Source organism: Agreia sp. Leaf283 (assembly GCF_001422485.1).
Lineage (GTDB): Bacteria > Actinomycetota > Actinomycetes > Actinomycetales > Microbacteriaceae > Agreia.
In genome coordinates this window covers 548,731-574,516 of record NZ_LMNF01000002.1, presented here as the reverse complement: position 1 = coordinate 574,516, position 25,786 = coordinate 548,731, and the positions used below count along the sequence as shown (strand labels likewise).

The window sequence follows — 25,786 nt, the reverse complement described above, 5'->3', positions numbered from 1 at the left end:
AACTCCGCATCCGACGATTGGCTTCGGCTCCGGTCAGTGCCATTATCGGCACGGTGACCCTCAGTAGCGATCTGCCCTCCCGAGTCAATCCCAGTGAACACACCACGCCCCATGTGGTCGTGCTGTTCGGAGCGGTGGGCGATCTCGCCCGGCGCAAGCTCATCCCGGGCATGGCCCATCTCGCGCTCTCGTCGCTCGCACCCGACATCCGCATTGTCGGCACGTCGCTCGAGGAACACGACGACGAGTCCTTCCGAGCCTTCGCCAAGATCGCCTACAACGAGTTCGGCAGCCGGGCGCTGACCCCGGATCAGTGGGACCGCTTCGAGTCCAAGCTGAGCTACGTTCCTCAGTCCGCCGGCCCGAAGGCGCTCGCCAAGGCCGTTCTGGATGCCGAGAAGTCGCTCGGCCCCGACGTGCGGCGGCTGCACTACCTGAGCGTGCCGCCTCGGGCCGCGCTCAGCGTGGTGCACATGCTCGGCGAGGCCGAGCTGGTCGATCGCAGCCGCATCATCATGGAGAAGCCTTTTGGCACCGACCTGGAATCGGCGGTGGCCCTGAACGCCGAGCTCCACGAGACCTTCGCCGAGGATCAGATCTTCCGCATCGACCACTTCCTCGGCAAGGAGCCCGCGCAGAACATCCTCGCCTTTCGATTCGCGAACGGCCTCTTCGAGCCGATCTGGAACCGCAACTTCATCGACCACGTGCAGATCGACATTCCGGAGACCCTCGGACTCGACCGGCGCGCCCAGTTCTACGAGTCGACCGGCGCCTACAAGGACATGGTGGTCACCCACCTCTTCCAGGTGCTGGCGTTCATGGCCATGGAGCCGCCCACCGCGCTCGAGCCGATCGCCATCAGCGAGGAGAAGAACAAGGTCTTCCGATCGATGCGGCCGCTCATTCCCGACAACGTCGTGCGCGGACAGTACATCGGCTATCGCGACGAGGAGGGAGTAGCTCCCGAGTCGGACACCGACACCTTCGTCGCCCTCAAGTGCGAGATCGACAACTGGCGCTGGGCGGGTGTGCCGTTCTACCTGCGCACCGGCAAGAAACTGGCCGAGGGGCAGCGCATCATCTCGATCGCCTTCCGCGAGCCGCCGAAGAGCATGTTCCCACAGGGCTCGGGCGTCGGGGCGCACGGCCCCGACCACCTGACATTCGACCTGGCCGACGCGTCGAAGGTCTCACTCTCGTTCTACGGCAAACGACCGGGCCCGGGAATGAAGCTCGACAAGCTGAGCATGCAGTTCGCCCTGCACGAGACCGGCCGGGAGGGCGATGTGCTCGAGGCCTACGAGCGGCTCATCCTCGACGCTATGCGTGGCGACCACACGCTGTTCACCACAGCGGAGGGCATCGAGAGGCTGTGGGAGGTGTCTGCCACCCTGCTGCAGGACCCACCGCCGGTGCGCCTGTATGCGCCCGGAACCTGGGGGCCCAACGCCATCCATCAGCTCATCGCGCCGCATGCATGGCGGCTGCCGTTCGAGCGGGCCTGGCGCGACAAGAAGAAGTAGCGCCAGGCCCGGCTCGAGGTCGGGCTACAGGGTGAGGGCCCGCTCGATCAGCTCGGCCTGCTCCACGGCGTGACGCTTGGCCGATCCCGCAGCGGGCGATGCCGCCGCCGGACGGGAGACGACGCGCACGAAACGGCCGAGGTGCGGGGCGACCTCGACGGCCACGAAGGGCCAGGCACCCTGGTTCTCCGGCTCGTCCTGCACCCACACGACCTCGGCGTTCGGGTACTGGTCGAGAGCGGCCTTCAGCTCGACGATCGGAGCGGGGTAGTACTGCTCGAGCCGCACGAGGGCGATCGCCTCGTCGGGCTTCTTCTGCAGCTCGTTCAGCAGGTCGTAGTGGATCTTGCCCGAGTGCAGCAGCACGCGGGTGACGGCCGCCTTGTCGGCGACGCGGGTGTCGTCGATCACGGGCTCGAAGGTTCCGCCGGTGAGATCGGGCACATCGGACGTGGCGCCCCGGAGGCGAAGCATCGCCTTCGGCGTGAATACGACGAGCGGCTTGCGCGGTCGAGCGTACGCCTGCCGGCGGAGCAGGTGGAAGTACGACGCGGGGGTCGAGGGGCGGGCGACCGTCATGTTGTTCTCGGCGCACAACTGCAGGTAGCGCTCGATGCGTGCCGACGAGTGGTCGGGGCCCTGGCCCTCGTAGCCGTGGGGGAGCAGGAGCACGAGCGACGAGCGCTGCGCCCACTTCTGCTCGGCCGACGAGATGAACTCGTCGATCACGATCTGGGCGCCGTTGGCGAAGTCGCCGAACTGGGCCTCCCAGAGCACGAGCGCGTCGGGTCGCTCGACCGAGTAGCCGTACTCGAAGCCCATGGCGGCGTATTCGCTGAGCAGCGAGTCGTAGATCCAGAAGCGGGCCTGGTTCTCGCCGAGGTTCGCGAGCGGGAGCCATTCCTGGCCGTTCTCGCGATCGTGCAGCACGGCGTGACGCTGCACGAATGTGCCGCGGCGCGTGTCCTGCCCTGCGAAGCGCACGGGAGTGCCCTCGAGCAGCAGCGAACCGAGGGCGAGGAGCTCGGCGAAGGCCCAGTCGATGCCTCCCGATCGGCTCATCTCGAGGCGCTTGTTCAGAAGCTGCTGCAGCTTGGGGTGAACCGTGAAGCCGGCGGGCTTGTTCTGGAACGCGTCGCCGATCTGGTGGATCGTGGATTCGGACACCGCGGTCGAGAACGCCTCGGCAGAGGCCGAGTTGTTCTGCTGGGCGTCGGGCAGTTCGAGGTCGGCGACACTCGATCCGTCGGGCGTGATGATCGGGATCGACGAGGTCTGCGCTGCGTGCGTCTCGGCGAAGGCGCGCTCGAGGCGGTCCTGGAAGTCGCGGTGGGCGGCCTCGTACTCCTCCTCGGTGATGTCGCCGCGACCGACGAGCGACTCGGTGTAGAGCCGACGAACGCTGCGCTTCGCCTCGATGAGGTTGTACATGAGCGGCTGGGTCATCGAGGGGTCGTCTCCCTCGTTGTGCCCGCGGCGGCGGTAGCAGATCAGGTCGATGAACACGTCGCGGTGGAACTGCTGGCGGTACTCGAACGCGAGCTGTGCGACGCGCACGACCGACTCGGGGTCGTCTCCATTGACATGGAAGATGGGGGCCTGGATCGTCTTGGCGACATCGGTCGAGTACACCGACGAGCGGGACTCGCCAGGAGGCGTCGTGAAGCCCACCTGGTTGTTGATGTTGATGTGGATCGTGCCGCCCGTGCGGTAGCCGCGGAGCTGGGACATCTGCAGCGTCTCGACCACGATGCCCTGGCCCGCGAGTGCCGCGTCGCCGTGGATCAGGATCGGAAGGGTCGAGAACGTGCCGATCGCCTTGCGGTCCTGCTTGGCGCGCACGATGCCCTCGAGCACGCCGTCGGCTGCCTCGAGGTGCGACGGGTTCGCCGCGAGGTAGACGGGGATCTCCGTTCCGTCGCTGCCGTGGAAGGTTCCCTCCGTTCCCAGGTGGTACTTCACGTCGCCGGAGCCCTGGACGGTTCGCGGGTCTTGAGTGCCCTCGAACTCGCGGAAGATCTGGCCGTAGGTCTTGCCCGCGATGTTCGTGAGCACGTTGAGGCGGCCCCGGTGGGCCATGCCGATCGCGACCTCGTCGAGGCCCTCGTCGGCGGCACCCTGGATGACCGCGTCGAGCAGGGCGATGGTCGACTCTCCACCCTCGAGGCTGAACCGCTTCTGGCCGACGTACTTGGTCTGCAGGAAGGTCTCAAACGCCTCGGCCTCGTTGAGCTTCGCGAGGATGCGCATCTGCTCGTCGTGACCCGGCTTGGCGTAGGGGCGCTCGATCTTGTCCTGGATCCACTTGCGCTGAGCAGGGTCCTGGATGTGCATGTACTCGATGCCGGTCTTACGGCAGTAGGAGTCGCGCAGCACACCGAGGATGTCGCGGAGGAGCGCGCTGCGCTTGGCGCCGAACTCGCCGGTCACGAACTCGCGGTCGAGGTCCCAGAGCGTGAGCCCGTGGTTCTCGATGTCGAGGTCGGGGTGCGTGCGCTGGCGGTATTCGAGCGGATCGATGTCGGCCATGAGGTGGCCGCGCACGCGGAACGCGTTGATCAGCTCCTGCACGCGGGCGGTCTTGTCGACGGCGTCGGAGAGGTCGACGCTGATGTCGGGAGCCCAGTGGATGGGAGCGTAGGGGATGCGCAGCTCGGCGAAGATGTTCTCGTAGAAGTTGCGCTCACCGATGAGCAGTTCGTGCACCTTGCGCAGGTACTCGCCCGATCCTGCGCCCTGGATGACACGGTGGTCGTAAGTGCTCGTGAGGGTGATGATCTTGCCGATGCCCAAGTCGTTCAGGGTCTTCGGGCTGGTTCCCTGGAACTCGGCGGGGTACTCGAGGGCGCCGGCGCCGATGATGCAGCCCTGGCCCTTCATCAGCCGCGGCACGGAGTGCACGGTGCCGATTCCGCCGGGGTTGGTGAGGGAGATCGTCGTTCCCTGGAAGTCGGCGGCGGTGAGCTTGTTGGCGCGTGCGCGGCTGACCAGCTCCTCATAGGCGTGGAGGAACTCGTTGAAGCCCATGGTGTCGGCGCGCTTGATGCCGGGAACGAGGAGCGCCCGAGTTCCGTCGGGCTTGGGGATGTCGATGGCGATGCCCAGGCCGACGTGGGCGGGGGCGACGACCGAGGGCTTTCCGTCGACCTCGTCGTAATAGACGTTCTGGCTGCGGAACTCCTTCATCGCCTGCACGAGCGCCCAGCCGATGATGTGGGTGAACGACACCTTGCCGCCGCGGCTGCGCTTGAGGTTCGAGTTGATCACGATGCGGTTGTCGATGAGCAGCTTGGCCGGGATGGAGCGCACGCTGGTGGCCGTCGGCACGGTGAGGCTGGCGTCCATGTTGGTCGCCAGGGTCTTGGCCATTCCGCGCAGGGGAGTGACCGTGTCCTTCTCGGCCTCCTCCTCGGCGGTGGCCGATTCGGGGGTGGCCTCACGCTTGGGCGCCGAGACCGGCGCCTCCGCGGGGATGGGTGCCTGGCGGGCCTGGACGCTGGTGGTGCGGGCCTCGGGCTGCGTCTCGCGCTGGTCGGCGACGGATGCGCCGGACGGCGCCTCGGTCGACACGGTCGCAACGGGTGACGTCGGCGGGGTGGCGGCCCCGGATGCTTCGGCGATCTGCTCGGATTCGGTCGCTGCGGGAGGAGCCTGCTCGGCTGTCACGGCGGGAGCCGTCGGCGCCGCACCACCCTTGGAGACGACGGTCGAGTGGTAGCTCTCGAGGATGGGCCACCACGACTCGTCGACCGACTTCCTATCTACCTTGAACTGCTCGTAGAGCTCTTCGACGAGCCACTCGTTGGCTCCGAACTCCGACGATCCTTCGTCGTTTTCCACTCCGGTCGTTTGGCTAGACAAGCCCGATCGCCCACTCTCTTCATCGTGCATCGACATTTCGCCTGAAATCAGTACATTCATCACAGTCGTCAGCGCCCTGCATCGTTGCCGGAGGGCGCCCGACACGTTCGGAGTCAAGCCTAATCCCCTCAGCCCTGAGCGCCACCCGAGCGGGGCCGCGTGGGCCGGAAGCGACTACCGTGGAGGACATGGAGTTCTATCACGCGACCGCGAGCCACGACCTCACGTATTCCGACGTCTTCCTCGTGCCCTCGCGCTCCCGGGTGACGAGCCGCCTCGATGTCTCCCTCGCCCCGAACGACGGCACCGGAGCCACGATCCCGATCGTCAGCGCCAACATGAATTCGGTCACCGGGCCGCGCCTCGCTGCCAGCCTCGCGCGGCGCGGAGGCCTCGGCGTGCTCCCGCAAGACATGCATCTGCAGGACCTCGACGCGGCGATCCGCTGGGTCAAGGCCCAGCCCGTCGACTTCGACACGCCCTTCGACTTCGCGCCCGGCGACACGGTCGAGCAGGCGCTGCAGCAGATCCCCGCCGTCGCCGGCCAGGGAATCGTCATCCACGACTCCGCCGGCGGCTACCTCGGCTGCATCCCGGCCGCCCGTCTCGCCTCTGCTCTGCCCGACGCCCTGCTCGGCGACCTCCTCCACGGCCCGCTCACCGCGCTGTCGGCCGATGACATCGACTCGCCCCGCCAGGCATTCGACGCGATGGTCGAGGCCGACCTCGATTTCGCGCCCGTCATGAGGCACGGCTCCGTCATCGGAACGCTGAGCCGCACCAGCGCGCTCCGCTCCACTCTCTACACACCGGCGCTCGATGCGCACGGCCGCCTTCGGGTCGCCGCAGCCGTCGGCATCAACGGCGACGTCGCATCCAAAGCCCGCGCGCTCGCCTCGGCCGGCGTCGACGTGCTGGTCATCGACACGGCCCACGGCCACCAGGAGGGAATGCTGCGCGCCATCGAGGCCGTGGCCAACGAGAACCTCGGGCTGCCCATCGTGGCCGGCAATATCGTGACGGCCGAGGCCGTGCGCGACCTCGTCTCCGCCGGAGCGACCATCCTCAAGGTCGGCGTCGGCCCCGGCGCGATGTGCACGACCCGCATGATGACGGCCGTCGGTCGCCCGCAGTTCTCGGCCGTGCTCGAGACCGCCGACACGGCTCGCGAGCTGGGTGCGCACGTGTGGGCAGACGGGGGAGTGCGCTACCCGCGCGACGTCGCGCTCGCCCTGGCCGCGGGCGCATCGAGCGTCATGATCGGCTCGTGGTTCGCCGGCACGATCGAGGCGCCCGGCACCCTGAAGACGGATGCGACGGGCCGGCTCTACAAGGAGAGCTGGGGCATGGCGTCGACGAAGGCCGTCAAAGACCGCTTCGGCCGACTCGACGCGTACGAGCTTGCCCGCAAGACGCTCTTCGCCGAGGGCATCTCCTCGAGCAGCATCTACCTCGACCCGCTGCGCCCATCGGTCGAGGACCTGCTCGACATGATCACGTCCGGCGTGCGCAGTTCGTTCACCTACGCGGGCGCGAGCGACGTCGCGGAGTTCCACGATCGTGCTCTGGTCGGAATCCAGTCGGCGGCCGGGTATGAAGAAGGAAAAGCGCTTCCCGTCAGCTGGTAGCGCCGGGCGATCGGCGGTACCGAGCCGGTATACTGACGAGACAATGGACGACCCTCCCTCAGCCCATCCATCCCTTTTTCTGAGCAGTTCCGGTGGCACCCGTGCCTCTTGACTGGATCATGTTCGGCGTCGGTATCGTCCTCACCTTCGGTACCGGTATCTTCGTCGCCAGCGAGTTCGCGCTGGTCAACCTCGACCGCAGTGATCTCGAGGCCCGACAGAAGCGCGGCGACGCCGGGCTCGGCCCCACGATCTCCGCCCTGAAGATCACCTCGACGCACCTCTCGAGCGCGCAGCTCGGCATCACGCTCACCACGCTGCTCACCGGCTACACGATGGAGCCGGCCATCTCGAATCTGCTCCGCGCGCCGCTGACGGGCGTCGGCATCCCCGAGGCCGTGGTGCCCGGGGTCTCGGCGACCGTGGCCATCGTATTCGCCACGCTGCTGTCGATGATCGTCGGCGAGCTCGTGCCGAAGAGCTTCGCGCTGGCGCTTCCCCTGCAGACGGCGAAGCTGGTCATCCCGTTCCAGCGCCTCTTCACGCTGGTGTTCAAGCCGGCCGTCAGCCTGCTCAACAACAGCGCGAACGGTCTTCTCCGGGCCATAGGAATCGAGCCGAAAGAGGAGCTCTCGGGTGCCCGCACCGCCGAGGAGCTCTCGTCGCTGGTCAGGCGCTCCGCGCTGCAGGGCAGCCTCGACCTCGACACGGCGACCCTGCTCAACCGCACCCTCCTCTTCTCGGGACACACGGCATCCGACGCCATGACCCCGCGCCCGCGCATCGCCAGCGTCAAACGCACCGACAGCGCAGAAGACGTGATCATGCTGACGCGAGCGACCGGGCACAGCCGCTTTCCCGTGCTCGACGACGACATCGACGACATCGTCGGGGTCGTGCACGTGAAGCAGGCCGTGAGCGTTCCGAGAGCGCGGCGACGCGACGTGCCTGCGGCCGCCCTGGCGTCGAACGTGATCCGCGTACCCGAGACCATGAAGCTCGACTCGCTGCTGGGTGAACTGCGCGGGCGCGGCTACCAGATGGCGATCGTCGTCGACGAGTACGGCGGAACGGCCGGAGTCGTCACGCTCGAAGACCTCGTCGAAGAGCTCGTGGGCGAACTCGACGACGAGCACGATCGTTCACGGGCCGGCGTCGTGAAGACGCTCAACTCCGTGTCGTTCCCCGGCATGCTCCGGCCCGACGAGCTCGCCGACAGGGCGGGCATCAGCGTTCCCGACGACGGCCCCTACGAAACCGTGGGCGGTTTTATGATGAGCGAGCTGGGACGGCTTCCGGTCGCAGGCGACACGGTGGAGCTGCCCACCGGCCAACTCGCCGTCGTGCGGCTCGACGGCCGCCGCATCGATCGCATCCGCTTCACCCCGACCGCCACAGACGAGGCGGCCGCTCCGGTCGACGCGCCGGCGACCGACGATTTCACCCGGGAGGTGAACGATCGTGGCTGATTGGCTGGGTATCGTCTGGCTCGTTGTGCTGCTTCTGGCCAACGCATTCTTCGTCGGCGCCGAGTTCGCCGTCATCTCCGCGCGTCGCTCGCAGATCGAGCCCCTCGCCGAGCAGGGCAAGGCGAGTGCGAAGACGGCCCTCTGGGCCATGGAGCACGCGACGCTCATGCTGGCCATGTGCCAGCTGGGAATCACAGTGTGCTCCCTGCTGATCCTCAACGTGTCCGAACCCGCCATCCATCACCTGCTCGAGATCCCGCTGGAGTTGACCGGGCTGCCCGAGGAGGTCATCGGCACGATCGCGTTCGTCATCGCGCTGCTGGTCGTCTCCTTCCTGCACGTCGTGTTCGGAGAGATGGTTCCCAAGAACCTGTCGTTCTCGCTGCCGGATCGAGCCGTTCTGCTGCTCGCGCCCCCGCTGGTCTGGCTCTCGCGCGTGTTCAAGTTCGTCATCGTCGCCCTCAATGCGACGGCGAACGCGATTTTGCGGCTGTTCGGGGTCGAACCCAAAGACGAGGCGGCCAGTGCGTTCACTCTCGACGAAGTGTCGACGATCGTGTCGCAGTCGACCAGGGAGGGCATGTTGAGCGACACCACGGGCGCCCTCAACGCGGCTTTCGAGTTCACCTCGAAGACGGTGAAAGACGTGGCCGTGCCGTTGGAGTCGCTCGTGAGCCTCTCTGATCACGTGACGCCCGCCGAGATCGAGCACGCGGTCGCCAAGCACGGCTTCTCGCGCTACATCGTGGTCGACGAGGAGGGTCGCCCTGACGGGTACCTGCACCTCAAAGACGTGATCGACCTCGACGAGGACGAGGTCGACCGACCGGTTCCCGCGAAGCGGATCCGGCAACTGGTCTCGATGTACGACGGCACGGAGCTCGAAGACGCCCTGGCGAGCATGCGGCGCACGAACGCGCATCTGGCCCGCACATTCTCCGAGTCGGGTCGCACGACAGGCGTGCTCTTCCTCGAGGACATCATCGAGGAGCTCGTCGGCGAGGTGCAGGACGCCACCAGGCGCATCTGAGGACTAGGTCGTCGAACCGGTCGAGTCGCCGGATGTGCCTGAGTCGTCGTTCGTGCCGGAGTCGTCGCCCTGGCCGGGGAGGACGCCGTCGGGTGGAGCCTGACCCGGCGTGAAGCCGTCGGGGAACCGGCCGTCCTGCAGCTGACCGGGACCGTCGTCGCCCGGCAGGTTCGCGCCCACCGCGATTCCGCCGCCGAACGCGAGCGCGAGGATGACGACGCCGCCGGCGACGATCGCCACGATGCGGCCGGTGCGCCGACGTAGAGGCTGCGCTGCCGGCTCGACGTTCTGAGGAGAAGAGGTGAAGAGTGTCATGGGAGACAGTGTTCACGCCGACTCTGACCGGGCGGTTCGACCGGCCTATGAGTCGAGTAAGAGCTAGGCGCGTCGGAAGCGGGTGGCGGTCAGTCGTTCCGACACTGCGCATGTCTTGCTGTCGCGTGCACCGGCGGCGCGGAGAGTCTCCCGCACGACGGCCTCGCCGAAGACCACGCCCGGTCCTTTCGGATAGACCACCCACAGCGGGAGGGAGCCGCACACCGCGTACGCCTCCAGGAGATGCTCACGGCTGTCGACGAGAGCGATCACCATCGCGGCGTCGTCGACACGGCTCGTCTGCACGCCGTCGAGGGCTTCCGCCAGCGCCGCGTCGTCGCAGGTGCCGATCAGCAGCGCCTGCGCGCCTCCGTCGAGTCCCAGCTTCTGGCGGAGAGTGGGCGGAGGCGTACTGATCGCCTTCGCCCAGGACGCCGCCGCGCGCGCACCCAGGTGGAGCACGACGGATTCCTTCCCATGGCGGAAGCGCAGCAGCTCGCCGTGCACGCTGAGCTGTTCGATCGCCTCCGTGGTGAAGCGACGGCGGATGTCACCGCGGAGGATCAGCTCGCGCGCCTCCAGCAGCGCGGTGACGTCGCCCGCCCGGTCGTCGACTTCGGCGCGCACCCTGGCCTCACGTCCCATCGGGACCTCCGAGTGCTGCGACCGCCTCTGAGACAGCGGCCAAGCGGGCCGTGTCCGTCGAGTACATCCAGTTGCGCCCTCGCCGATCGAGGACGAGCAGCCCGGACTTGCGCAGCACCTTCAGATGCTCCGATACAGAGGGCAGCGACAGCGTCGACACCTCGGCGAGATCGCCGGCCGACCGCTCGCCGTGTGTACAGGCTCGCACGAAGGCGCGCCGGTCGGGATGCGCGAGAGCGCGCAGAGCCTCGCCGAGCGCGTCCTCGTTCACTTCTGGATCAGCGTCAACACGTTGCCGGCCGGATCGGCCACCTGCGCCTTGCGCACCCACCCGTTGTCTGTCGCGGGCATCACGACCGAGCCGCCCGCGGATGCCGCGTCGAGCACTGCGGCGTCGAGATCGTCGACGACGATCCCGAGTGTCAGAGACGACTCGGGCGCCTCGACCAGAGCACCTCGCAGCGACGGAGTCTCGACCTGCGCATACCCTGGTCCGCGGTCTGCGACGTCCCAGCCGAACATGTCTCGATAGAAGCTGGAGAGGCCAGCGATATCCCCTCCCGCGATGTCGAAGTGTGCGATGACTCCCGGCGTTGCGCTCATGCTGTTCTCCCTGTGCTCCCAGTCCTCCATCGCGCTCATGTTATTTCGGATAAATCCGAACTGTCAAGAGTCTGGGGCGCCGCAGGGTTCTACTCGGGCCAGCTCGCGCGGATGTACTGCGAGGGCCAGTAGTCGATGGCCACGCCCAGCTCGTGAGCCGCTCGCAGGGCGAAGTGCGGGTCGCGCAGCATCTCCCGCCCGAGCATCACCGCATCGGCCCGCCCCTCGTCGACGATCGCGGCCGCCTGCGCCGGGGTGGTGATGAGACCGACGGCGCTCACGGGAACGTCTCCGTTGGTCGCGACGAACTCGGCCAGCGGAACCTGATAGCCCGGACCGACAGGGATCGTCACGCCCGCGGTGTTTCCGCCGCTCGAGATGTCGAAGACGTCGGCGCCGGCGTCACGTGCCCAGGCGGCCACGGCGGAGGTCTGCTGCTCGTCCCAACCGTCGACCGCCCAGTCTGTGGCCGAGAACCTCACGAGCAGGGGCACGTCATCACCCACCGCCTGCCGCACCGCGGAGACGGTGCGCAGGAGGAGCCGCGCCCTGTTCTCGAGGCTGCCCCCGTATTCGTCGGTGCGCTCGTTGCTGAGGGGCGACAGGAACTGGTGCAGCAGGTAGCCGTGAGCCGCGTGGAGCTCGAGCACGTCGAAGCCCGCGTCGATGGCGCGGAGGGCCGAGGCGACGAAGTCGTCGACGACGCGATCGATTCCCGCGTGATCGAGCGCGACCGGGGCCGCGTAGCCGGGGAATGCGATGGGCGACGGGCCCACGGACTGCCAGCCACCGGCATCCACCGGCACCGTGCCCCGTTCGCTCGCCCACGGGCGGTACGTCGAGGCCTTTCGACCCGCATGAGCCAACTGGATGCCGGCCGCGGCGCCCTGGGAGTGCAGGAAGTCGGTGATGCGCCGGAAGCCCTCGGCCTGCTCGTCGTTCCACAGCCCGAGGTCTTGAGGCGAGATGCGCCCTTCGGGGCTCACGGCCGTGGCCTCGGTGATCACGAGCCCTGCTCCGCCCTGCCCGAACGACCCCAGGTGCACGAGGTGCCAGTCGGTGGTCATGCCGTCTTCGGCGTCGGCGGAGTACTGGCACATGGGTGCGACCCAGATGCGGTTGCGCAGGCTCACGCCGCGGATGGTCAGGGGAGTGAAGAGGGCGGTTGCGGTCATCGTGGTCTCTCTGGTCGTCATGCGGATGCGAGCTCGGCCTTCTCGTCGAGGTAGGAGCGCAGGAGTTCGGCCGTGGTGAAGACGTGACCGTCGATGCCGAGGGCGGCGGCCCCGTCGATGTTCACGGCCTTGTTGTCGATGAAGATCATGTCGCTCGCCTCGATACCCAGTTCGTCGAGTACATCCTGGTAGATGGCCTGCTCTGGCTTGAGCCTGCCCATCTCCGCGCTCACGAAGATGCGCTCGAACAGCGATCCCATGGGGCCGTGGCGGAAGTAGCCGCCGAAGTCGAACCCGGCGTTCGAGAGCAGGGCCATGCGGGTGCCGCCCTCGCGAAGGGCGAGCAGCACGTCGTAGGTGTCGGGGTTGACGCTGAGCCAGCTGCGGTGGTCGGCGATCCACAGCTGCTGGATGCGCGACTCGCTGAAGTCGACGCCCGCGTGCCGCGCGATCTCGAGCCAGTACTGCCGGATGCTCATGGTGCCCGCGTCGAGGGCGTCGCGATTCTGCCAGTAGGGAGGCCAGAACGACTCCTCGGGCACCCGGGCTATCGACAGGATCGCCTGCCGGTCGCTGTCGGACGGCGAGAAGGAGATGACCTCGCCGTAGTCGAAGACCACGACCTTGCCGGGAATGCTGATGGGCATGGAGACTCCACGGGTCGTAGAAGCAGGGGGCTCATCCAATCTATCGTGGAGACGTGAGCGACCAGAGCGAGGACAACGCCGACCAGGCGAAAGCGGGCCGCGGGCCGACACACGAGTGGACGGCGGCCGACGCCCGGCGCTATCTGCGGGTGCCGCGAGCGACCGACGACAAGTACAGCCGAGGGGTGCTCGGAATGCGAACGGGATCGGACGCCTATCCCGGCGCCGCCGTGCTCGGTGTCGACGCCGCGTCCCGCACCGGGCTCGGCATGCTCCGCTACCTCGGGCCCGAGACTCCGACACATCTGGTGCTGCAGCGCAGACCGGAGGTCGTGACGGCATCCGGCCGGGTGCAGGCCTGGCTCCTCGGATCGGGCATGGATGCCGGCGAGAGATCGGATGCGCAGACCGCGTCGCTGAGGGACGCCCTGGGGGAGGGGCTGCCGGTGGTTCTCGATGCCGGCGCGCTCGACCTCGTGCAGGATGCCGGGGCCGACACGGTCATCACGCCGCACGCCGGCGAGCTGGCGTCGGTCTGGGCCCGCGTCGGTGTCACTGTCGACAGAACGACGATCGCGGCGCATCCGGTTCACTGGGCTGTCGAGACGGCGGAACGATTCGGGGTCACCGTGCTGCTGAAAGGTGCCCGCACCGTCGTCGCGGGCCCGTCGACCCCGACGATCACCGTGACAGCCTCGTCGAGCTGGGCCGCGACCGCCGGCTCCGGCGACGTGCTCGGCGGGATCCTCGGTGCTCTTCTCGCCACGAACGCCGAGTTCCTGCCAGACGAAGGGCCCGGCATGCTGTCTCGAGTCGCGGCAACGGCCGCGTTCCTTCACCAGGCTGCGGGTGCCCGGGCATCGGGCGGGGGACCGATCGTCGCTCTCGATATAGCTGAGGCCGTGGGCAGGACGATCGCCGAGCTGCTCGGGCAACAGCCCGACTGACGATCAGCGCGGGGCGACCGCGAGGGTGAAGTCGATCGAGCCCGAGTCGTCTACCCGAACGAAACCGAGATCGATGGGGGAGATCCCGTAATCGTCGAAGACGACGGGAACGCTTCCGGAGACGATGAGGCGTCCGTTCTCCATGCGCGCGGTCAGATCCACGTCGACGGCGCGATTCACGCCGTGCAGGCTCAGCTCGCCGGAGGCCGCCACGACCACGGGCTGGCCGTCGAGCAGTTCGCCATCGAGGGAGATCGGCGACGACAGCGTGAACAGCGCGGTCGGGTAGTCGGCCGCGTCGAGCGCCGGACCCCTGAAGTAGGCGTCGCGGGTCGCATTGTCGGTCGTGATGCTCGCCACCTCGACCACGATGGTGGCACTCGTGAGCACGCTGTCGTCGACGGTCGCCGATCCGCTGACGTGGTCGGTCGTGCCGGAAACCGTCAGCGGAGAGCCGTTGACCACGGCGCCGACCGTGTATCCCGCGCTCGAGCCGTCGGTGACGTCCCAGTCGCCCGAGAGCTCCGCGACGTCGTCGAAAGCGACCCGGGGCGATACCTCCCGCACGGTGGGCATCACGCTCGGAACCTGTGCCGCGGGGCTCGCCGCCGCGCTGCCGTAGATGATGGGCCCGGCGACGGCCGCCATGGTGCCGAGGGCGAGCACCGACGCTGAGACGCCGATCGCAATGCTCACAAATCTCTTCATGGTCCGTCCGGGGTGTGTGGGTGAGACACCAGCCAAGCAGGCACAGGTGACCCCTTGCTGGGAGCCGCCGGAGAGCACCCTGTGTGCCGGCGACAGTCTCTGCGGAGAACGGTCGGCCTAGTATGGGCGTCGTGCGCATGATGCTGGAGACGACGGTGAGGCGACCCGTCGTGTTGTGGTCGGCCTTCCTGCTCGTGCACGCCTGGCTCGGTTTCGTGGGACTCACCCATCCCACCCTGCCCTGGGGCGACGTGACCCTGCAGTACAAGCCGTGGGTGCAGAACGCCCTCGCGGGTGACATCGTCGGCGTCTCCCAGCCGTGGGTGTACCCGCTCGTCGCCCTCGTGCCGATGCTCGCCGCGATGGTGCTCGGACCGGGGCTCTACGGAATCGGATGGCTGCTGGTCGTCGTGGTCACGGATGCCGTCGTCCTCGCCTTCCTGCTCTCCCGCACGGGTCCGAGCTCACGGCTCTTCTCGCCGAGGATCATGGCCGCGTGGTGGTGGATCGGCTTTCTTCTGCTTCTCGGGCCCGTCGCGCTCGGTCGCATCGATGTGACGACCGTGGCCATCTCGATCATCGCGCTGCTCGTGGCCCAGCGTCGACCCGTGGTGGCGGGAGCCCTGCTCGCCGTCGCCACGTGGATCAAGGTGTGGCCGGCGGTTCTCGTGGCCGTGATCGTGGTGACGGTGCGCGGGCGCTGGCGTGCGCTGCTCGCCTTCTCAGCGACGGCCGTCGCCATCGGCCTCATCGTGCTGGCCCTCGGAAGCGGGGCCAACAGTCTCGGATTCATCTCGCAGCAGTCCTCTCGCGGCCTCCAGATCGAAGCGCCGATCAGTACGGTCTGGATGTGGATCGCTTTCGTCGACCCGACCGCTGCGGCAGTGCAGTACATTCCTGCGATCAACACGTTCCAGGTCGTGGGATCGGGAGTCGACCAGGCCAGCGCCCTGATGACCCCGCTCCTCGTCGTGGTGTCGGCGGCGCTCCTGCTGCTGGGAGCGGTCGTCAGCCGCAGTGGAGCGCGGGCCGTGCACCTGCTCGCACCCCTCAGTCTCGCCATCGTCGTGGGCCTGCTCGTCTTCAACAAGGTCGGATCCCCGCAGTTCGTCCTCTGGATCGCCGCTCCCGTCGTGCTGGGCATCGCAACGCAGGGCAGGAGATTCCGTGCACCAGCCGTCGTGGCCCTCGGCATCGCCGCCGTCACCCAGCTCATCTATCCGTTCGGCTACGACGCGTTGCTGGTCCTCGATCCGGGGATGCTGGTGGTACTGACCGCACGCAATGTCGCGCTCGTCGTGCTGTTCGCCATGGCCGTGCGGATGGTCTGGCGACTGCGACGCGGCTCTGAGCCCCGCATCCCACTCCGCACCTCACCAGAAAGACAGGTCACCTGATGCTCGTCGCCTTCTCTGTAGCTCCCTCCGGCACCGGCCACGATGACGGTTCGGTGCACGACGCCGTCGCTGCCGCCGTGAAGGTCGTTCGCGACTCCGGCCTGCCGAACCAGACCGATTCGATGTTCACGACCATCGAGGGCGACTGGGACGAGGTCTTCGCCGTCGTCAAGCAGGCGACGGAGGCCGTGGCGGCGTTCGGCAGCAGGGTGTCGCTCGTGCTGAAGGCGGATATCCGCCCCGGCTACAGCGGAGAACTCACGGCCAAGGTGGAACGGCTCGAAGCCGCGCTCGACGAGCTCACTCCGTGAGGTCGGTCTCAGAGGTGCGGTGGAAGTCGACCTGCACCAGGAGCCCGTCCTGGATCGCCCTCTTGCGCAGCGCGACCTTGGTTCCGACGTCGATGCCGGCGACCCGGTACTTCTCTCGGATGCGCTTGAGGTAGGACTTCGCTGTCTCCTCCGAGATGTCGAGGGCCTGCGCGACCTGCTTCACCGGCTCTCCACCGCCGTAGAGAGCCATGACACGCCGCTCCTGCGCGGACAGCTTCGGCGCGCCTCCGACCTCGTCGGCCGAGAGTGCGAGGTCGAGTTCGCTCGAGATGAAGGGCTTTCCGGCGTGCGCCGCACGGATGGCCTCGACGATCATGCCCGCCTCTTCGCTCTTGACGAGGTAGCCCAAGGCGCCCGCGGCGATGGCCTCCCTGATGACCGCGGGTTCGGAATAGGTGCTCATGAGCACGGTCTTCACCCCGGTGGTCTTGAGGGTGCGGAGCTTGACCGAGATCGGAAGCGAGTCCTTGAGGTCGAGATCGAGCAGCACGACGTCGACGGGGAACTGTGGATGGGTGAGCAGATCGGGCCAGGTCGTGACCGCGGCCACCATGTCGATGTCGTCCGCCGCGTTGCGGATCCACTCCGTCAGTGCTCCGAGAAGCATTCGGTGGTCGTCGACGATCGCGAGTCGGATCGGTGCTGCGGAGTCTGTCACGGTTGTCCTCCCGGCCGCCTACCCGGCGGCCTGCTGTGCCACTGTACGAACTGTCGTCACGATCGTCATGCTTCCCCCCGCGATCATCTCCGAATGATCACCGACGCGATCGAGCGCCGGCCACACGGCGGGATCGATGCGACGCCGCGGGACGCCGTCGACCGTGAGTGCAACCGGGAACCCAATCCTACTGGCAGCGGTCGCATCTGCCTCGACGTTCCGCGGACCTATCACGATCTGGAGGGTGGGCTGCATTCGAACGGACTCGGCGACGAGGAGCCAGACCGCGGAGAGCAGTCCCTCCCGTTCGCTGGCCTCGAGGAATCCGGCCAGTCCCTGGGGGTCAGTGAGGGTCACGACGGGGCCCAGAACCTCGGACTCCTCGATCGCGTGATGCAGCCATGTGTCGTGCCGCCCAGCCACGAGCAGCAGGCGGAGTTCGGTGGCGATCGACGACGCGTCGGCCGCGAGCGTCGGGTCGAGGGGGAGGTGGATGCTGCCGCTGGCGACTCCGTCGAGGATCCGCTCCGCGTCGAGGTCGAGACGGGCGAGCTCGTCGGACGCGCGCATGCCGAACGCGAATCGTGGTGCGAGCAGCGTGCTCTCGACCGCGGAGCGATCCAGCTCGAGTTGCACGAGTGTGCCGAATCCGCGCACGACGACGGCTCCGATCAGCGGGGGCAGGAGCGCGGCCGCCGCCCTCTGCACCGATGGTCCGGACTCGAATGACCCGGATGCGATGCCCGAGGCCAGCATGGCCGCGATCACCACCGCGAACGCGCCGTCGGCCAGGAGGAGCTCTCGCGCCGGGCGGGATCCGACCAGCGCGAGCAGGGTGGCCCCGACCCCGTAGATCGTCGAGGAGTGGAGGATCGGCTGCGGGGTGCCGAGGACGGCGATCGTCTCGATCAGCAGGGCGAGCGCGAGCAGAACCGTGGCCGCGCTGAAGACAAGGGCCGGATGCCGCCCGTGGTGGCGTCGAGCGAGCAGAGCCGACCCGACGAAAGCGATCGTGAGCAGCGCCCACGCGACCACGCGCAGGGGTGTGGAGCCCGCAGGAGACTCGGACACGGCGTCGAGGACGAACGCGGCGAGTCCGCGCAGGAACAGAAACGATCCGACCGCGACGGCGCCGATGCCGAGGTAGCCGTAGCCGAGCCGGGAGTCCTTGGCCAGGTCGTCCTTCAGGGCCGAGACCGCACGGGGACCGATCTGGCGAGCCCGCACGAGGCGGCTCAGAACGGTCGGATCCTCGCCGGGCAGGGGCGCGCCGGGCGCCGTCGCGTCACTCACAGCTTCGGCACCTCCAGCACGACGGTGGTGCCCGATCCCGGGGCGGAGAAGAGTCGCGTGCGTCCCCCGACATCGCGGATGCGGGCGATGACGGACTCGGCCAGGCCGAGCCTCGCCGAATCGACCTGATCGAGATCGAAGCCGACGCCGGTATCGGTCACCATGGCGCGCACCGTCGTGTCGTCCTGCGTGATGGTGACCTCCGCATCGGCGACGCCGGAATGCCGCCGCACATTCTCGAGGCACTCGGCCAGCGACAGCAGGAACGCGTCGAGCACGTCGCTGGGCAGCAGCAGCCGGCCCGCGCCGTGCCAGGACACGGTGAGTCCCATACGGTCGAAGCGCTGTTTCACGGACTCGAGGGTGTGCCCCAGGTCGCTCGTCTCCGTCGCCTCCAGCGTGTACGCGCCGGAGGACTGCGGCATGGGAGTACCCCCGAGTCGCAACTGCCTCAGCAGGCGTGCGTCTTCGGATGCCTGGGCCCGCAGCGCGTCAGGACTGACGCCGACTCCGGAATGCGCCAGAAGCGTGAGCGTGGCGAGCACGGTGTCGTGCAGGAGCCGGGCTCCTTGTCGACGTTGCGCCTCGGTCTCGGTCGCGTGGCGCTCGGCCAGGTGCGCGCGTCCGAGCCGTGCGATCCGGTCGAGAGCACGGGAGATGCTCACCGACAACCAGATCGCGACGCCCACGAGAGCAGACCAGCCGACGACGAGGGAGAACACGCTCTGAAGCGGTGGGACGGTATCCGCTGTCGCGACGATGGTCGTCGCCAGGGCGAGCGCCCCGCCGAGGGAGAGGGTGACGAGGCGAACGGTGCTGTCGATGTTGCAGACCAGAAGTGCCGGAAGCGCACCCGATCCGAGCAGGATGGCGGCACTGGAGGTCGATCCCGAGCCGCCGCCCAGGGCGTCGAGGCCCAGAAGAAGTATGGTCGCCGCACCCAGCACCAGGACGGACGCGGACCAGACGAGGGACCGGGTTCTGCCGATGATCGTGAACGCGGCGGCCATCCCCACGTAGAGCGGCACGGTCACGGCGAGCACGTCGAGGTTGGCGGGAACGTCGAGCAGCAGGGCGAGGAGCGAGGCGGCGAGGAAGGAGAGCCCGATGAGCCGGGCTGTGCGGGCCAGGAATCGAGGCTGCCCGCCCGCGCTCAGCGGCACGGGAAACGCAGGTCGAGAACGGGAAGCCGACGGTCGATCACGCTCGACATGCTAGCCGTTCTGTGCCCTGAAGTGGGGGACCTGCACATCTGGTATTGCACATGCAGTGAGCGTAGCCTGAGTGAACTGCTTGGGGGGAACCGCCGGGGGTGTCGTTGGCAAGGCGACGCTCCCGGCTTTTTTGCGCAATGCTTATCGATCGCACGAGCGCGTCACGCATCCAGCAGTCGTCTGAGGTGTCGACCGACCGCCTCGCTCTCGATGAGGAACCCGTCGTGCCCGAACGGAGAAGAGAGCACGACAGCATCCGTGCCGTCGATGTTGCCGGGCACCTGGCGGGCGATCTCGAACTGGTCCTCGATCGGGAACAGCCGGTCGCTGTCGATGCCGATCACGACGGTGGGCATGGTGACCCTCGAGAGTGCGCTCGACAGGCCTCCGCGCCCCCGGCCGACGTCGTGGGAGTTCATGGCCTGCACGAGGGTGACGTAGGAGTTCGCGTCGAAGCGCCGGGTGAACTTGTTGCCGTGGAAGTCGAGGTAGGACTCGACGGCGAACCTGCCGTCGCGCCCGAGGGGGCTGATGCCCGACTGCCAGCTGCGCCCGAATCTGTCGTTCAGCTCCGACGGGCTCCGGTAGTTCAGGAGGGCCATGCGCCGGGCGAGGGCCAGGCCGCGATGCGGCCCTTCGCCGTCGGCCGCGTCGTAGTACTGGCCGCCGGAGAAACGGGGGTCGATGTGGATCGCCTCGACCTGGACGGAGTTGAGCGCCACCTGGTCGGCGCTCGACCGCGCCGGGGCCGCGATGACGGCGAGCCGGTCGATGCGCTGCGGCTGGGCGACGCCCCACTCGATGGCGTGCATGCCTCCCATGGATCCGCCGACGACGGCCGCCCACCGATCGATGCCGATCGCATCCGAGAACGCGACCTGCGCCCGAACCTGGTCTGCGACGGTCGTGTACGGGAACGACGCGCCCCACTCCGTTCCATCGGGGCCGAGCGACGCGGGACCCGTGCTTCCCTGGCAGCCGCCCAGCATGTTGGGGCTCACCACGAACCATCGGTCGGTGTCGATCGCGAGGCCGGGTCCGACGATGCCGCTCCACCAGCCGTCGGTGGGATGCCCCGGCGACGCGGTACCCACCAGGTGGCTGTCGCCGGTCAGGGCGTGCAGCACCAGGATCGCGTTGTCCCTGGCGGGCGACAGGGTTCCGAGGGTCTCGTACGCGATGCGGACGTCGGGGAGGGTCGTTCCGATCTCGAAGTCGAACGATCCGATCGACGCGAAGCGACGGCATCCGACGGGGTCGCCGTCGCGCCAGGCACCGGATGCGGGGGGCTTGCCCACGATGGAGCGGATCTGCGCGTCGGTGATGAAGCCGCTCGGGACGGTGTCTTCGGGTGTCTGCCAGTCCATATCAGCTCATTCTCGCGTGCAGAAGGCTCTACCGGCCCGAATGTTACGTCGGACCGGTAGAGCCGGTTGGATCGGAGCGGGGACTAGACCGCGGCGTTCGCGCGTGCGACCTCGCGTGCGGCCGTGAGGCCCGCCTGCAGGTCGGCCTTGATGTCGTCGATGTTCTCGAGACCGACCGACAGGCGCACGAGACCGGGCGTGACGCCCGACGTGAGCTGCTGCTCGGGCGTCAGCTGAGAGTGCGTCGTCGACGCGGGGTGGATGACGAGACTGCGCACGTCGCCGATGTTGGCCAGGTGGCTGAACAGCGTGAGGTTGTCGACCAGCGCGCGCCCGGCATCCACCCCGCCCTTCAGCTCGAACGACAGCACGGCGCCGACGCCCTTGGGGGCGTAGGTGTTGGCGGCCGCGTACCAGGGGCTCGAGGGTAGGCCGGCGTAGTAGACCGTGGCGATGTCGTCGTGGGCGTCGAGCCACTCGGCGACCTCCTGCGCGTTCTGCACGTGGCGTTCGATGCGCAGGCTGAGCGTCTCGATGCCCTGGATGAGCTGCCACGCGCTGGCCGGCGCGATCGACGATCCGAGGTCGCGCAGCAGCTGCACGCGCGCCTTGATGATGTAGGCGATGCCGTTGCCGAGCGCCTCGGAGTAGTTGACCCCGTGGTACGAGGGGTCGGGGGAGGTGAGGCCCGGGAAGCGGTCGGGGTGCTCGCTCCAGGCGAATTTTCCTCCGTCGACGATGACGCCGCCGATGACCGTGCCGTGGCCGCCGAGGAACTTCGTGGCGGAGTGCACGATGACGTCTGCGCCGTGCTCGAACGGGCGGATCAGATAGGGCGTCGCGATGGTGTTGTCGACGATCAGCGGCACCCCGGCCTCATGCGCGACATCGGCCACCAGGCGGATGTCGAGGATGTTGATCTTCGGGTTGCCGATGGTCTCGGCGAAGAAGAGCTTCGTGTTGGGGCGCACGGCACGACGCCACTCGTCGGCGTCGTCCTGGTTCTCGACGAACGTCGTCTCGATCCCGAGCTTCGCGAGCGTGTACTTGAAGAGGTTGTAGGTGCCGCCGTAGATCGAGGCGCTCGACACGATGTGATCGCCCGCCTCCGCGATGTTCAGCACGGCGAACGTCTCCGCCGCCTGACCGGATGCCACGAGCAGCGCGGCCGTTCCTCCCTCGAGGGCGGCGACACGTTCCTCCACGACGTTCTGCGTGGGGTTCTGGATGCGCGTGTAGATGTTGCCGAACTCGGCCAGGGCGAAGAGGTTCTTCGCGTGGTCGGAGTTGTTGAAGACGTACGAGGTCGTCTGGTAGATCGGTGTCGCGCGGGCGTTGGTCACCGGGTCGGGTGCCGCGCCCGAGTGGATCTGCTTGGTCTCGAATTTCCAGCCGGCGTCGTTGTCGCTCATGAGTCCTGCCTCCTTGGGGCGAATGCGAGAGCTGATCGCTCCTGGGGCGAGCCTAGGAACCGGGCTCCTTCGCGTCAACGGAGGGGGACACACGGCGTAACAGCCACCGCGGCTTGGGCTCGACCAGGGGACGGAAGATCTTCTGCACCGGCCGGGAGGCGAGGAGGAAGGTGACGACGATCGCGAACAGGATCATGGCCGGCAGGTACCAGAAGGGGGTGTCTCCCTCGAGAATGCCCGACTCACGGAACGGATAGAGCACGAAGGTGTGCAGCAGATAGATGTACAGCGTCGCCTGGCCCAGGTCGGTGAAGATCGTGCGACGTCGCGGCACCAGAACGAGAAAGGCGAAAGACAGGATGACGGCCACGACGATGACCGCGAGCCTCACCGCGCCGGCCCACCACGCGTCGTACCCCATCGCGTCGTAGGACTCGTCGAACAGGAGGAACCGTCGAATGCCGATCTGCCGCCAGAAGTCGATGCCGGTGAAGACGACCAGGGCGACCGCAGCGAACACCAGTACGGCACCGGCACGCCACACGGCGACGGTTGCCGGCGACCACGACAGCCACCGACGGGTCAGGTCGCTGTTGCGCAGGCGCCAGCCCAGAACGAAGAAGGGAAGCAGGCCCAGCGTGCGCGAGATGGCGAACTCCGAGGTGATCGCGCCGAAGTATCCCGCCCACACCGAGATGACGACGCTGATCAGGAGCGGGTAGCGCAGCTGCGCCAGGTACGGCAGCGCCACGCGCCATGCGATCAACGACAGGATGAACCACAGCGTCCACGACGGCTGGGCCAGGTCGAGGTTCAGAGTGCCGACGACGGCCCAGCGCACCAGCGTCCAGATGGTCTCGAAGATGAGATAGGGCAGAACCAGGTCGGTGACGAGGCGCTTGAGCTGCTTGACTCCGGGAGGGCTCGACTTCGCGAAGTACCCGCTCACGAGCACGAACACGGGAACGTGGAACGCGTAGATGACGAGGTACACGCTGTACGACGTGTCGGAGGCGGAGATGAGACGAAGGATGGCATGGCCGATCACCACGAGGGTGATGGCCAGGTACCGGGCGTTGTCCCAGAGCGGCAGACGCACCTTCGAGCCGGTGGCGGGGGCATCCCTGCCCGGGTGGTGGGGCACAGGCAGAGAAGTCACGGCGCCCAGCCTAGCTTCGGGCGGATTCGCTCCAAGACGCTTGCGGTCAGGGCCGTGGTCTGGGAAGGACTAGCGTTGACATCCAGTGCTTACCGGGGTTGGGAGATGCAGGGAATGATTCGTCGCGCAGTGGTCACGGGTGCAAGCTCGGGCATCGGAGAGGCCACGGTCACCGCGTTGCGTGCCGGCGGGTGGGATGTCGTGGGCGTCGCCCGACGCCGGGATCGACTCGAGGCGCTCGCGGCCCGCACGGGTGCTCGATTCTTCGTGGCCGATCTGACCGTGCAGAGCGACGTCGACGCGCTCGCCGCGTATCTCGCGGAGACGGGCGGCGTCGGCACCCTCGTCAACAACGCCGGCGGAGCTCGCGGGCTCGACTCCATCGAGAACGGCGATGCCGATGACTGGGCGTGGATGTTCGAGGTCAACGTGCTGGCCGTCAAGAGGGTCATCTCCGCGCTGCTTCCGCTGCTGCGCGAATCGACCGCCGACGGGGGCGTCGCCGACATCGTGACCGTCTCCTCGATCGCGGGTCACACGGCCTACGAAGGCGGCGGGGGATACAACGCGGCCAAGTTCGGCACCCACGCCATGCTCGAGGTGTTGAGGCTCGAGGTGAGCGGAGAACCGATCCGGGTGCTCGAGATCGCGCCCGGCATGGTCTACACCGAGGAGTTCTCGTTGAATCGCTTCGGTGGCGACAAGGAGCGGGCCGAGAGCGTGTACGCGAACGTTCCCGACCCGCTGGTTGCCGACGACGTGGCCCGCGTGATCGTCTCGATGGTCGAGCAGCCTCCGCACATCTCGCTGGATCTCGTCGTGATCAAGCCGGTGGCGCAGTCCGCCGCGTACAAGGTTCATCGCGGAGCACTGCAGGCACGGCCGCAGGATCACCGGGCCTGATCGGACGGCAGGCCTGATTCGGCTGCGCCGCCGCCGGGAACGGCGTCGTCGGGTGCCACGGGGTCGGCGAAGGCGAGGCGGGGAACGAAGAAGAGCAGCACCGCGGCCACGAGCGCACCGGCGCCGCAGATCGTCCACACCAGCATGTAGCCGAACAGGCTCGACGCGGTCGCCGTGACTGTCGACGCCCCGGCGAACAGGACGACGCCGAAGACCGCCGAGGCGAACGAGCCGCCGATCGTCTTCGTGGTGTTCGTCAGCGCCGCCGCGATGCCGGTCTGTCCGCGCGGCGCGGCAGCCGCGGCCGCAGCGGGCAGCGCACCGACGAGCGCGCCCGAGCCGAGGCCCGCCACGACCATGTTGGTGACCACCTGCACGGCCGAGTCGTGGAACGGCAGGAACAGAAGGTAGCCGATGGCGACGAGGAAGGCCCCGCCGAGGAGGGCGACCCGCGGAGTCGCCCACGACGACACGAGCGGGAAGAGGATCGCACCGACGATCATCGCCACGAGATAGGCGCCGATGAGGTTGGAGATGTCGCTCGCTGCGAGTCCGAGGCCGTAGCCGTTGACGGGGTCGGTGCCCGCGAAGGTGCTGAGCGGGGCCTGGGCGCCGAGCAGGCTGATTCCGATGAGCGCGGCCGTGAGCTGCACGGGCCACATGGCGGGCTGCGCCAGCACCCGCATGTCGATCGCGGGGTCGGGCTGCCGCCGTTCGTAGCGCACGAAGGGCACGAAGACCAGCGCGCCGACAGCGACGAGCGCCCAGACCCACCACGTGCCGGGGCCGTTGATCCGCAGGAAGGTGAGGCCCGAGGTGATCAGCAGGAGTCCCAGGGCGAGGATCGAGAAGCCGACGATGTCGAGGGATCGACCGGGCAGAGGGGTCGACTCCGGAACGCCGACGAGCACCACGAAGAAGACGAGCGTGACGGCGATGGCGGGAATCATGAGCGTGGGGGAGACGCTGTCGCCGAATGCGGCGAACACCCGTCCGCCGGCCAGCGCACCCAGGATCGCTCCGGCCTCGAGGGCGACGACAAGGAGACCCGCCGCGCGACGGGTCTGCGATGCGGCCCGGCCCGTGCGGCGTCCGCGGTCGAAGATGAGGGCCACCTCGAGCGGGAGCCAGACGACATAGAAGCCCTGCAGCGCCCAGGCGAGGAGGAAGGAGACGAAGTCGTCGGCGAAGACGAGCCACCAGCTCGCCGCCGCGGTCAGGACCGTCGTGACCAGGAGCATCCGTTTGTGGCCCCACATGTCGCCGAGCTTGGCGATGACGGGAACGACGAGGGCGGCCACCAGCAGCTGGGCGGCCTCGAACCAGTTGAAGTCGGCATCCACGATTCCGAGGTGACGCACGAGGTCGGGGATGAGGGGGATGTAGTAGCCCTGCAGGATTCCGCTCGTGATCTCGACGAGGAACAGGTAGCCGATGAGGCTCGCCGTGATGAAGCGTCTGCCCGCGGGTTCCGTCGTCATGACCGGATGCTACCCG

23 protein-coding genes are annotated in these 25,786 nt (G+C 67.9%); 8 read left to right on the top strand and 15 right to left on the bottom strand.

What is annotated here, in order from left to right:
• Nucleotides 1-53: 53 nt before the first annotated feature.
• A complete protein-coding gene (zwf, locus tag ASF51_RS11605; RefSeq protein ID WP_369797312.1) occupies nt 54-1,526 on the top strand; it encodes a glucose-6-phosphate dehydrogenase in 1,473 nt (490 codons plus the stop codon).
• Between the two features lie 24 nt (nt 1,527-1,550).
• On the opposite strand, the gene ASF51_RS11600 is transcribed toward zwf, so the two are convergent.
• Entirely contained in the window at nt 1,551-5,387 is a 3,837-nt protein-coding gene (locus ASF51_RS11600) for a multifunctional oxoglutarate decarboxylase/oxoglutarate dehydrogenase thiamine pyrophosphate-binding subunit/dihydrolipoyllysine-residue succinyltransferase subunit (RefSeq protein WP_200926124.1), read from the bottom strand.
• A gap of 188 nt (nt 5,388-5,575) precedes the next feature.
• Here ASF51_RS11600 and ASF51_RS11595 point away from each other — a divergent pair, with 188 nt between their 5' ends.
• The 3 genes from ASF51_RS11595 to ASF51_RS11585 all read left to right on the top strand — a co-directional run bounded on the left by ASF51_RS11595 (nt 5,576) and on the right by ASF51_RS11585 (nt 9,514).
• Nucleotides 5,576-7,015 carry a GuaB1 family IMP dehydrogenase-related protein gene (locus tag ASF51_RS11595; RefSeq protein WP_055929554.1) on the top strand — a complete coding sequence of 480 codons (1,440 nt, stop codon included), beginning with the start codon at nt 5,576-5,578 and terminating at the stop codon, nt 7,013-7,015.
• A 119-nt stretch (nt 7,016-7,134) separates the two neighbouring features.
• Nucleotides 7,135-8,484, top strand: coding sequence for a hemolysin family protein (locus ASF51_RS11590; RefSeq protein WP_055929551.1), 1,350 nt, complete (start codon nt 7,135-7,137; stop codon nt 8,482-8,484).
• Entirely contained in the window at nt 8,477-9,514 is a 1,038-nt protein-coding gene (locus tag ASF51_RS11585) for a hemolysin family protein (protein ID WP_055929548.1), read from the top strand. The genes ASF51_RS11590 and ASF51_RS11585 overlap by 8 nt, the downstream gene beginning before the upstream one ends.
• A gap of 3 nt (nt 9,515-9,517) precedes the next feature.
• Here the strand turns inward: ASF51_RS11585 and ASF51_RS11580 are convergent, their stop codons facing one another.
• The 6 genes from ASF51_RS11580 to ASF51_RS11555 all read right to left on the bottom strand — a co-directional run bounded on the left by ASF51_RS11580 (nt 9,518) and on the right by ASF51_RS11555 (nt 12,899).
• Nucleotides 9,518-9,829: a hypothetical protein gene (locus ASF51_RS11580; RefSeq protein WP_055929545.1), complete on the bottom strand. Its 312-nt coding sequence runs from the start codon at nt 9,827-9,829 to the stop codon at nt 9,518-9,520.
• A gap of 63 nt (nt 9,830-9,892) precedes the next feature.
• The gene (locus tag ASF51_RS11575) at nt 9,893-10,474 is read right to left on the bottom strand and encodes a hypothetical protein (protein ID WP_055929543.1); all 582 of its coding nucleotides are present in this window, start codon (nt 10,472-10,474) and stop codon (nt 9,893-9,895) included.
• Nucleotides 10,464-10,745, bottom strand: coding sequence for a helix-turn-helix transcriptional regulator (locus ASF51_RS11570; protein WP_055929541.1), 282 nt, complete (start codon nt 10,743-10,745; stop codon nt 10,464-10,466). The genes ASF51_RS11575 and ASF51_RS11570 overlap by 11 nt, the downstream gene beginning before the upstream one ends.
• Nucleotides 10,742-11,077, bottom strand: a complete 336-nt coding sequence (locus ASF51_RS11565; protein WP_162236948.1) for a VOC family protein — start codon at nt 11,075-11,077, stop codon at nt 10,742-10,744. The genes ASF51_RS11570 and ASF51_RS11565 overlap by 4 nt, the downstream gene beginning before the upstream one ends.
• Before the next feature lie 89 nt (nt 11,078-11,166).
• Nucleotides 11,167-12,252: an NADH:flavin oxidoreductase/NADH oxidase gene (locus ASF51_RS11560; RefSeq protein ID WP_055930800.1), complete on the bottom strand. Its 1,086-nt coding sequence runs from the start codon at nt 12,250-12,252 to the stop codon at nt 11,167-11,169.
• A gap of 17 nt (nt 12,253-12,269) precedes the next feature.
• A complete protein-coding gene (locus ASF51_RS11555) occupies nt 12,270-12,899 on the bottom strand; it encodes an HAD family phosphatase (protein WP_055929537.1) in 630 nt (209 codons plus the stop codon).
• A 53-nt stretch (nt 12,900-12,952) separates the two neighbouring features.
• On the opposite strand from ASF51_RS11555, the gene ASF51_RS11550 reads away from it, so the two are divergent.
• A complete protein-coding gene (locus tag ASF51_RS11550) occupies nt 12,953-13,846 on the top strand; it encodes an NAD(P)H-hydrate dehydratase (RefSeq protein WP_369797311.1) in 894 nt (297 codons plus the stop codon).
• 3 nt (nt 13,847-13,849) lie between these two features.
• Here ASF51_RS11550 and ASF51_RS11545 read toward each other — a convergent pair whose 3' ends face one another.
• The gene (locus tag ASF51_RS11545) at nt 13,850-14,542 is read right to left on the bottom strand and encodes a YceI family protein (RefSeq protein WP_055929535.1); all 693 of its coding nucleotides are present in this window, start codon (nt 14,540-14,542) and stop codon (nt 13,850-13,852) included.
• Nucleotides 14,543-14,691: 149 nt separating this feature from the next.
• Here ASF51_RS11545 and ASF51_RS11540 point away from each other — a divergent pair, with 149 nt between their 5' ends.
• The gene (locus tag ASF51_RS11540; RefSeq protein ID WP_235497251.1) at nt 14,692-15,951 is read left to right on the top strand and encodes a glycosyltransferase 87 family protein; all 1,260 of its coding nucleotides are present in this window, start codon (nt 14,692-14,694) and stop codon (nt 15,949-15,951) included.
• Nucleotides 15,951-16,262 carry a thiamine-binding protein gene (locus tag ASF51_RS11535; protein WP_055929529.1) on the top strand — a complete coding sequence of 104 codons (312 nt, stop codon included), beginning with the start codon at nt 15,951-15,953 and terminating at the stop codon, nt 16,260-16,262. Before ASF51_RS11540 ends, ASF51_RS11535 begins: the two co-directional genes overlap by 1 nt.
• On the opposite strand, the gene ASF51_RS11530 is transcribed toward ASF51_RS11535, so the two are convergent.
• The 6 genes from ASF51_RS11530 to ASF51_RS11505 form a co-directional block, all read right to left on the bottom strand.
• Entirely contained in the window at nt 16,252-16,941 is a 690-nt protein-coding gene (locus ASF51_RS11530; RefSeq protein ID WP_055929526.1) for a response regulator transcription factor, read from the bottom strand. The genes ASF51_RS11535 and ASF51_RS11530 overlap by 11 nt on opposite strands.
• 18 nt (nt 16,942-16,959) lie before the next feature.
• Nucleotides 16,960-18,234, bottom strand: a complete 1,275-nt coding sequence (locus ASF51_RS11525) for a hypothetical protein (protein WP_055929519.1) — start codon at nt 18,232-18,234, stop codon at nt 16,960-16,962.
• Nucleotides 18,231-19,397, bottom strand: coding sequence for a sensor histidine kinase (locus ASF51_RS11520; protein WP_055929517.1), 1,167 nt, complete (start codon nt 19,395-19,397; stop codon nt 18,231-18,233). The genes ASF51_RS11525 and ASF51_RS11520 overlap by 4 nt, the downstream gene beginning before the upstream one ends.
• Nucleotides 19,398-19,609: 212 nt before the next feature.
• Complete coding sequence (locus ASF51_RS11515; RefSeq protein WP_055929515.1) at nt 19,610-20,815, bottom strand: homoserine O-acetyltransferase; 1,206 nt, start codon at nt 20,813-20,815, stop codon at nt 19,610-19,612.
• Between the two features lie 83 nt (nt 20,816-20,898).
• The gene (locus tag ASF51_RS11510) at nt 20,899-22,227 is read right to left on the bottom strand and encodes a bifunctional o-acetylhomoserine/o-acetylserine sulfhydrylase (RefSeq protein ID WP_055929512.1); all 1,329 of its coding nucleotides are present in this window, start codon (nt 22,225-22,227) and stop codon (nt 20,899-20,901) included.
• Nucleotides 22,228-22,279: 52 nt separating this feature from the next.
• Nucleotides 22,280-23,386 (bottom strand): acyltransferase family protein, encoded by a 1,107-nt coding sequence (locus ASF51_RS11505; RefSeq protein WP_235497219.1) that lies wholly within the window; start codon nt 23,384-23,386, stop codon nt 22,280-22,282.
• 114 nt (nt 23,387-23,500) lie between these two features.
• Between ASF51_RS11505 and ASF51_RS11500 the strand changes: the two genes are divergently transcribed.
• Nucleotides 23,501-24,289, top strand: coding sequence for an SDR family oxidoreductase (locus ASF51_RS11500; RefSeq protein ID WP_055930795.1), 789 nt, complete (start codon nt 23,501-23,503; stop codon nt 24,287-24,289).
• Here the strand turns inward: ASF51_RS11500 and ASF51_RS11495 are convergent.
• The gene (locus ASF51_RS11495) at nt 24,277-25,770 is read right to left on the bottom strand and encodes an MFS transporter (protein ID WP_055929507.1); all 1,494 of its coding nucleotides are present in this window, start codon (nt 25,768-25,770) and stop codon (nt 24,277-24,279) included. The genes ASF51_RS11500 and ASF51_RS11495 overlap by 13 nt on opposite strands.
• Nucleotides 25,771-25,786: the final 16 nt, after the last annotated feature.

What these genes read in the sequence shown, in the direction of transcription:
- ASF51_RS11560 (WP_055930800.1), bottom strand. Translation starts at nt 12,252, where the DNA reads ATGACCGCAACCGCCCTCTTCACTCCCCTGACCATCCGCGGCGTGAGC.
- ASF51_RS11575 (WP_055929543.1), bottom strand. Translation starts at nt 10,474, where the DNA reads ATGGGACGTGAGGCCAGGGTGCGCGCCGAAGTCGACGACCGGGCGGGC.
- ASF51_RS11535 (WP_055929529.1), top strand. Translation starts at nt 15,951, where the DNA reads ATGCTCGTCGCCTTCTCTGTAGCTCCCTCCGGCACCGGCCACGATGAC.
- ASF51_RS11555 (WP_055929537.1), bottom strand. Translation starts at nt 12,899, where the DNA reads ATGCCCATCAGCATTCCCGGCAAGGTCGTGGTCTTCGACTACGGCGAG.
- ASF51_RS11510 (WP_055929512.1), bottom strand. Translation starts at nt 22,227, where the DNA reads ATGAGCGACAACGACGCCGGCTGGAAATTCGAGACCAAGCAGATCCAC.
- ASF51_RS11595 (WP_055929554.1), top strand. Translation starts at nt 5,576, where the DNA reads ATGGAGTTCTATCACGCGACCGCGAGCCACGACCTCACGTATTCCGAC.
- ASF51_RS11515 (WP_055929515.1), bottom strand. Translation starts at nt 20,815, where the DNA reads ATGGACTGGCAGACACCCGAAGACACCGTCCCGAGCGGCTTCATCACC.
- ASF51_RS11565 (WP_162236948.1), bottom strand. Translation starts at nt 11,077, where the DNA reads ATGAGCGCAACGCCGGGAGTCATCGCACACTTCGACATCGCGGGAGGG.
- ASF51_RS11540 (WP_235497251.1), top strand. Translation starts at nt 14,692, where the DNA reads ATGATGCTGGAGACGACGGTGAGGCGACCCGTCGTGTTGTGGTCGGCC.
- ASF51_RS11590 (WP_055929551.1), top strand. Translation starts at nt 7,135, where the DNA reads ATGTTCGGCGTCGGTATCGTCCTCACCTTCGGTACCGGTATCTTCGTC.
- ASF51_RS11500 (WP_055930795.1), top strand. Translation starts at nt 23,501, where the DNA reads ATGATTCGTCGCGCAGTGGTCACGGGTGCAAGCTCGGGCATCGGAGAG.
- ASF51_RS11495 (WP_055929507.1), bottom strand. Translation starts at nt 25,770, where the DNA reads ATGACGACGGAACCCGCGGGCAGACGCTTCATCACGGCGAGCCTCATC.
- ASF51_RS11580 (WP_055929545.1), bottom strand. Translation starts at nt 9,829, where the DNA reads ATGACACTCTTCACCTCTTCTCCTCAGAACGTCGAGCCGGCAGCGCAG.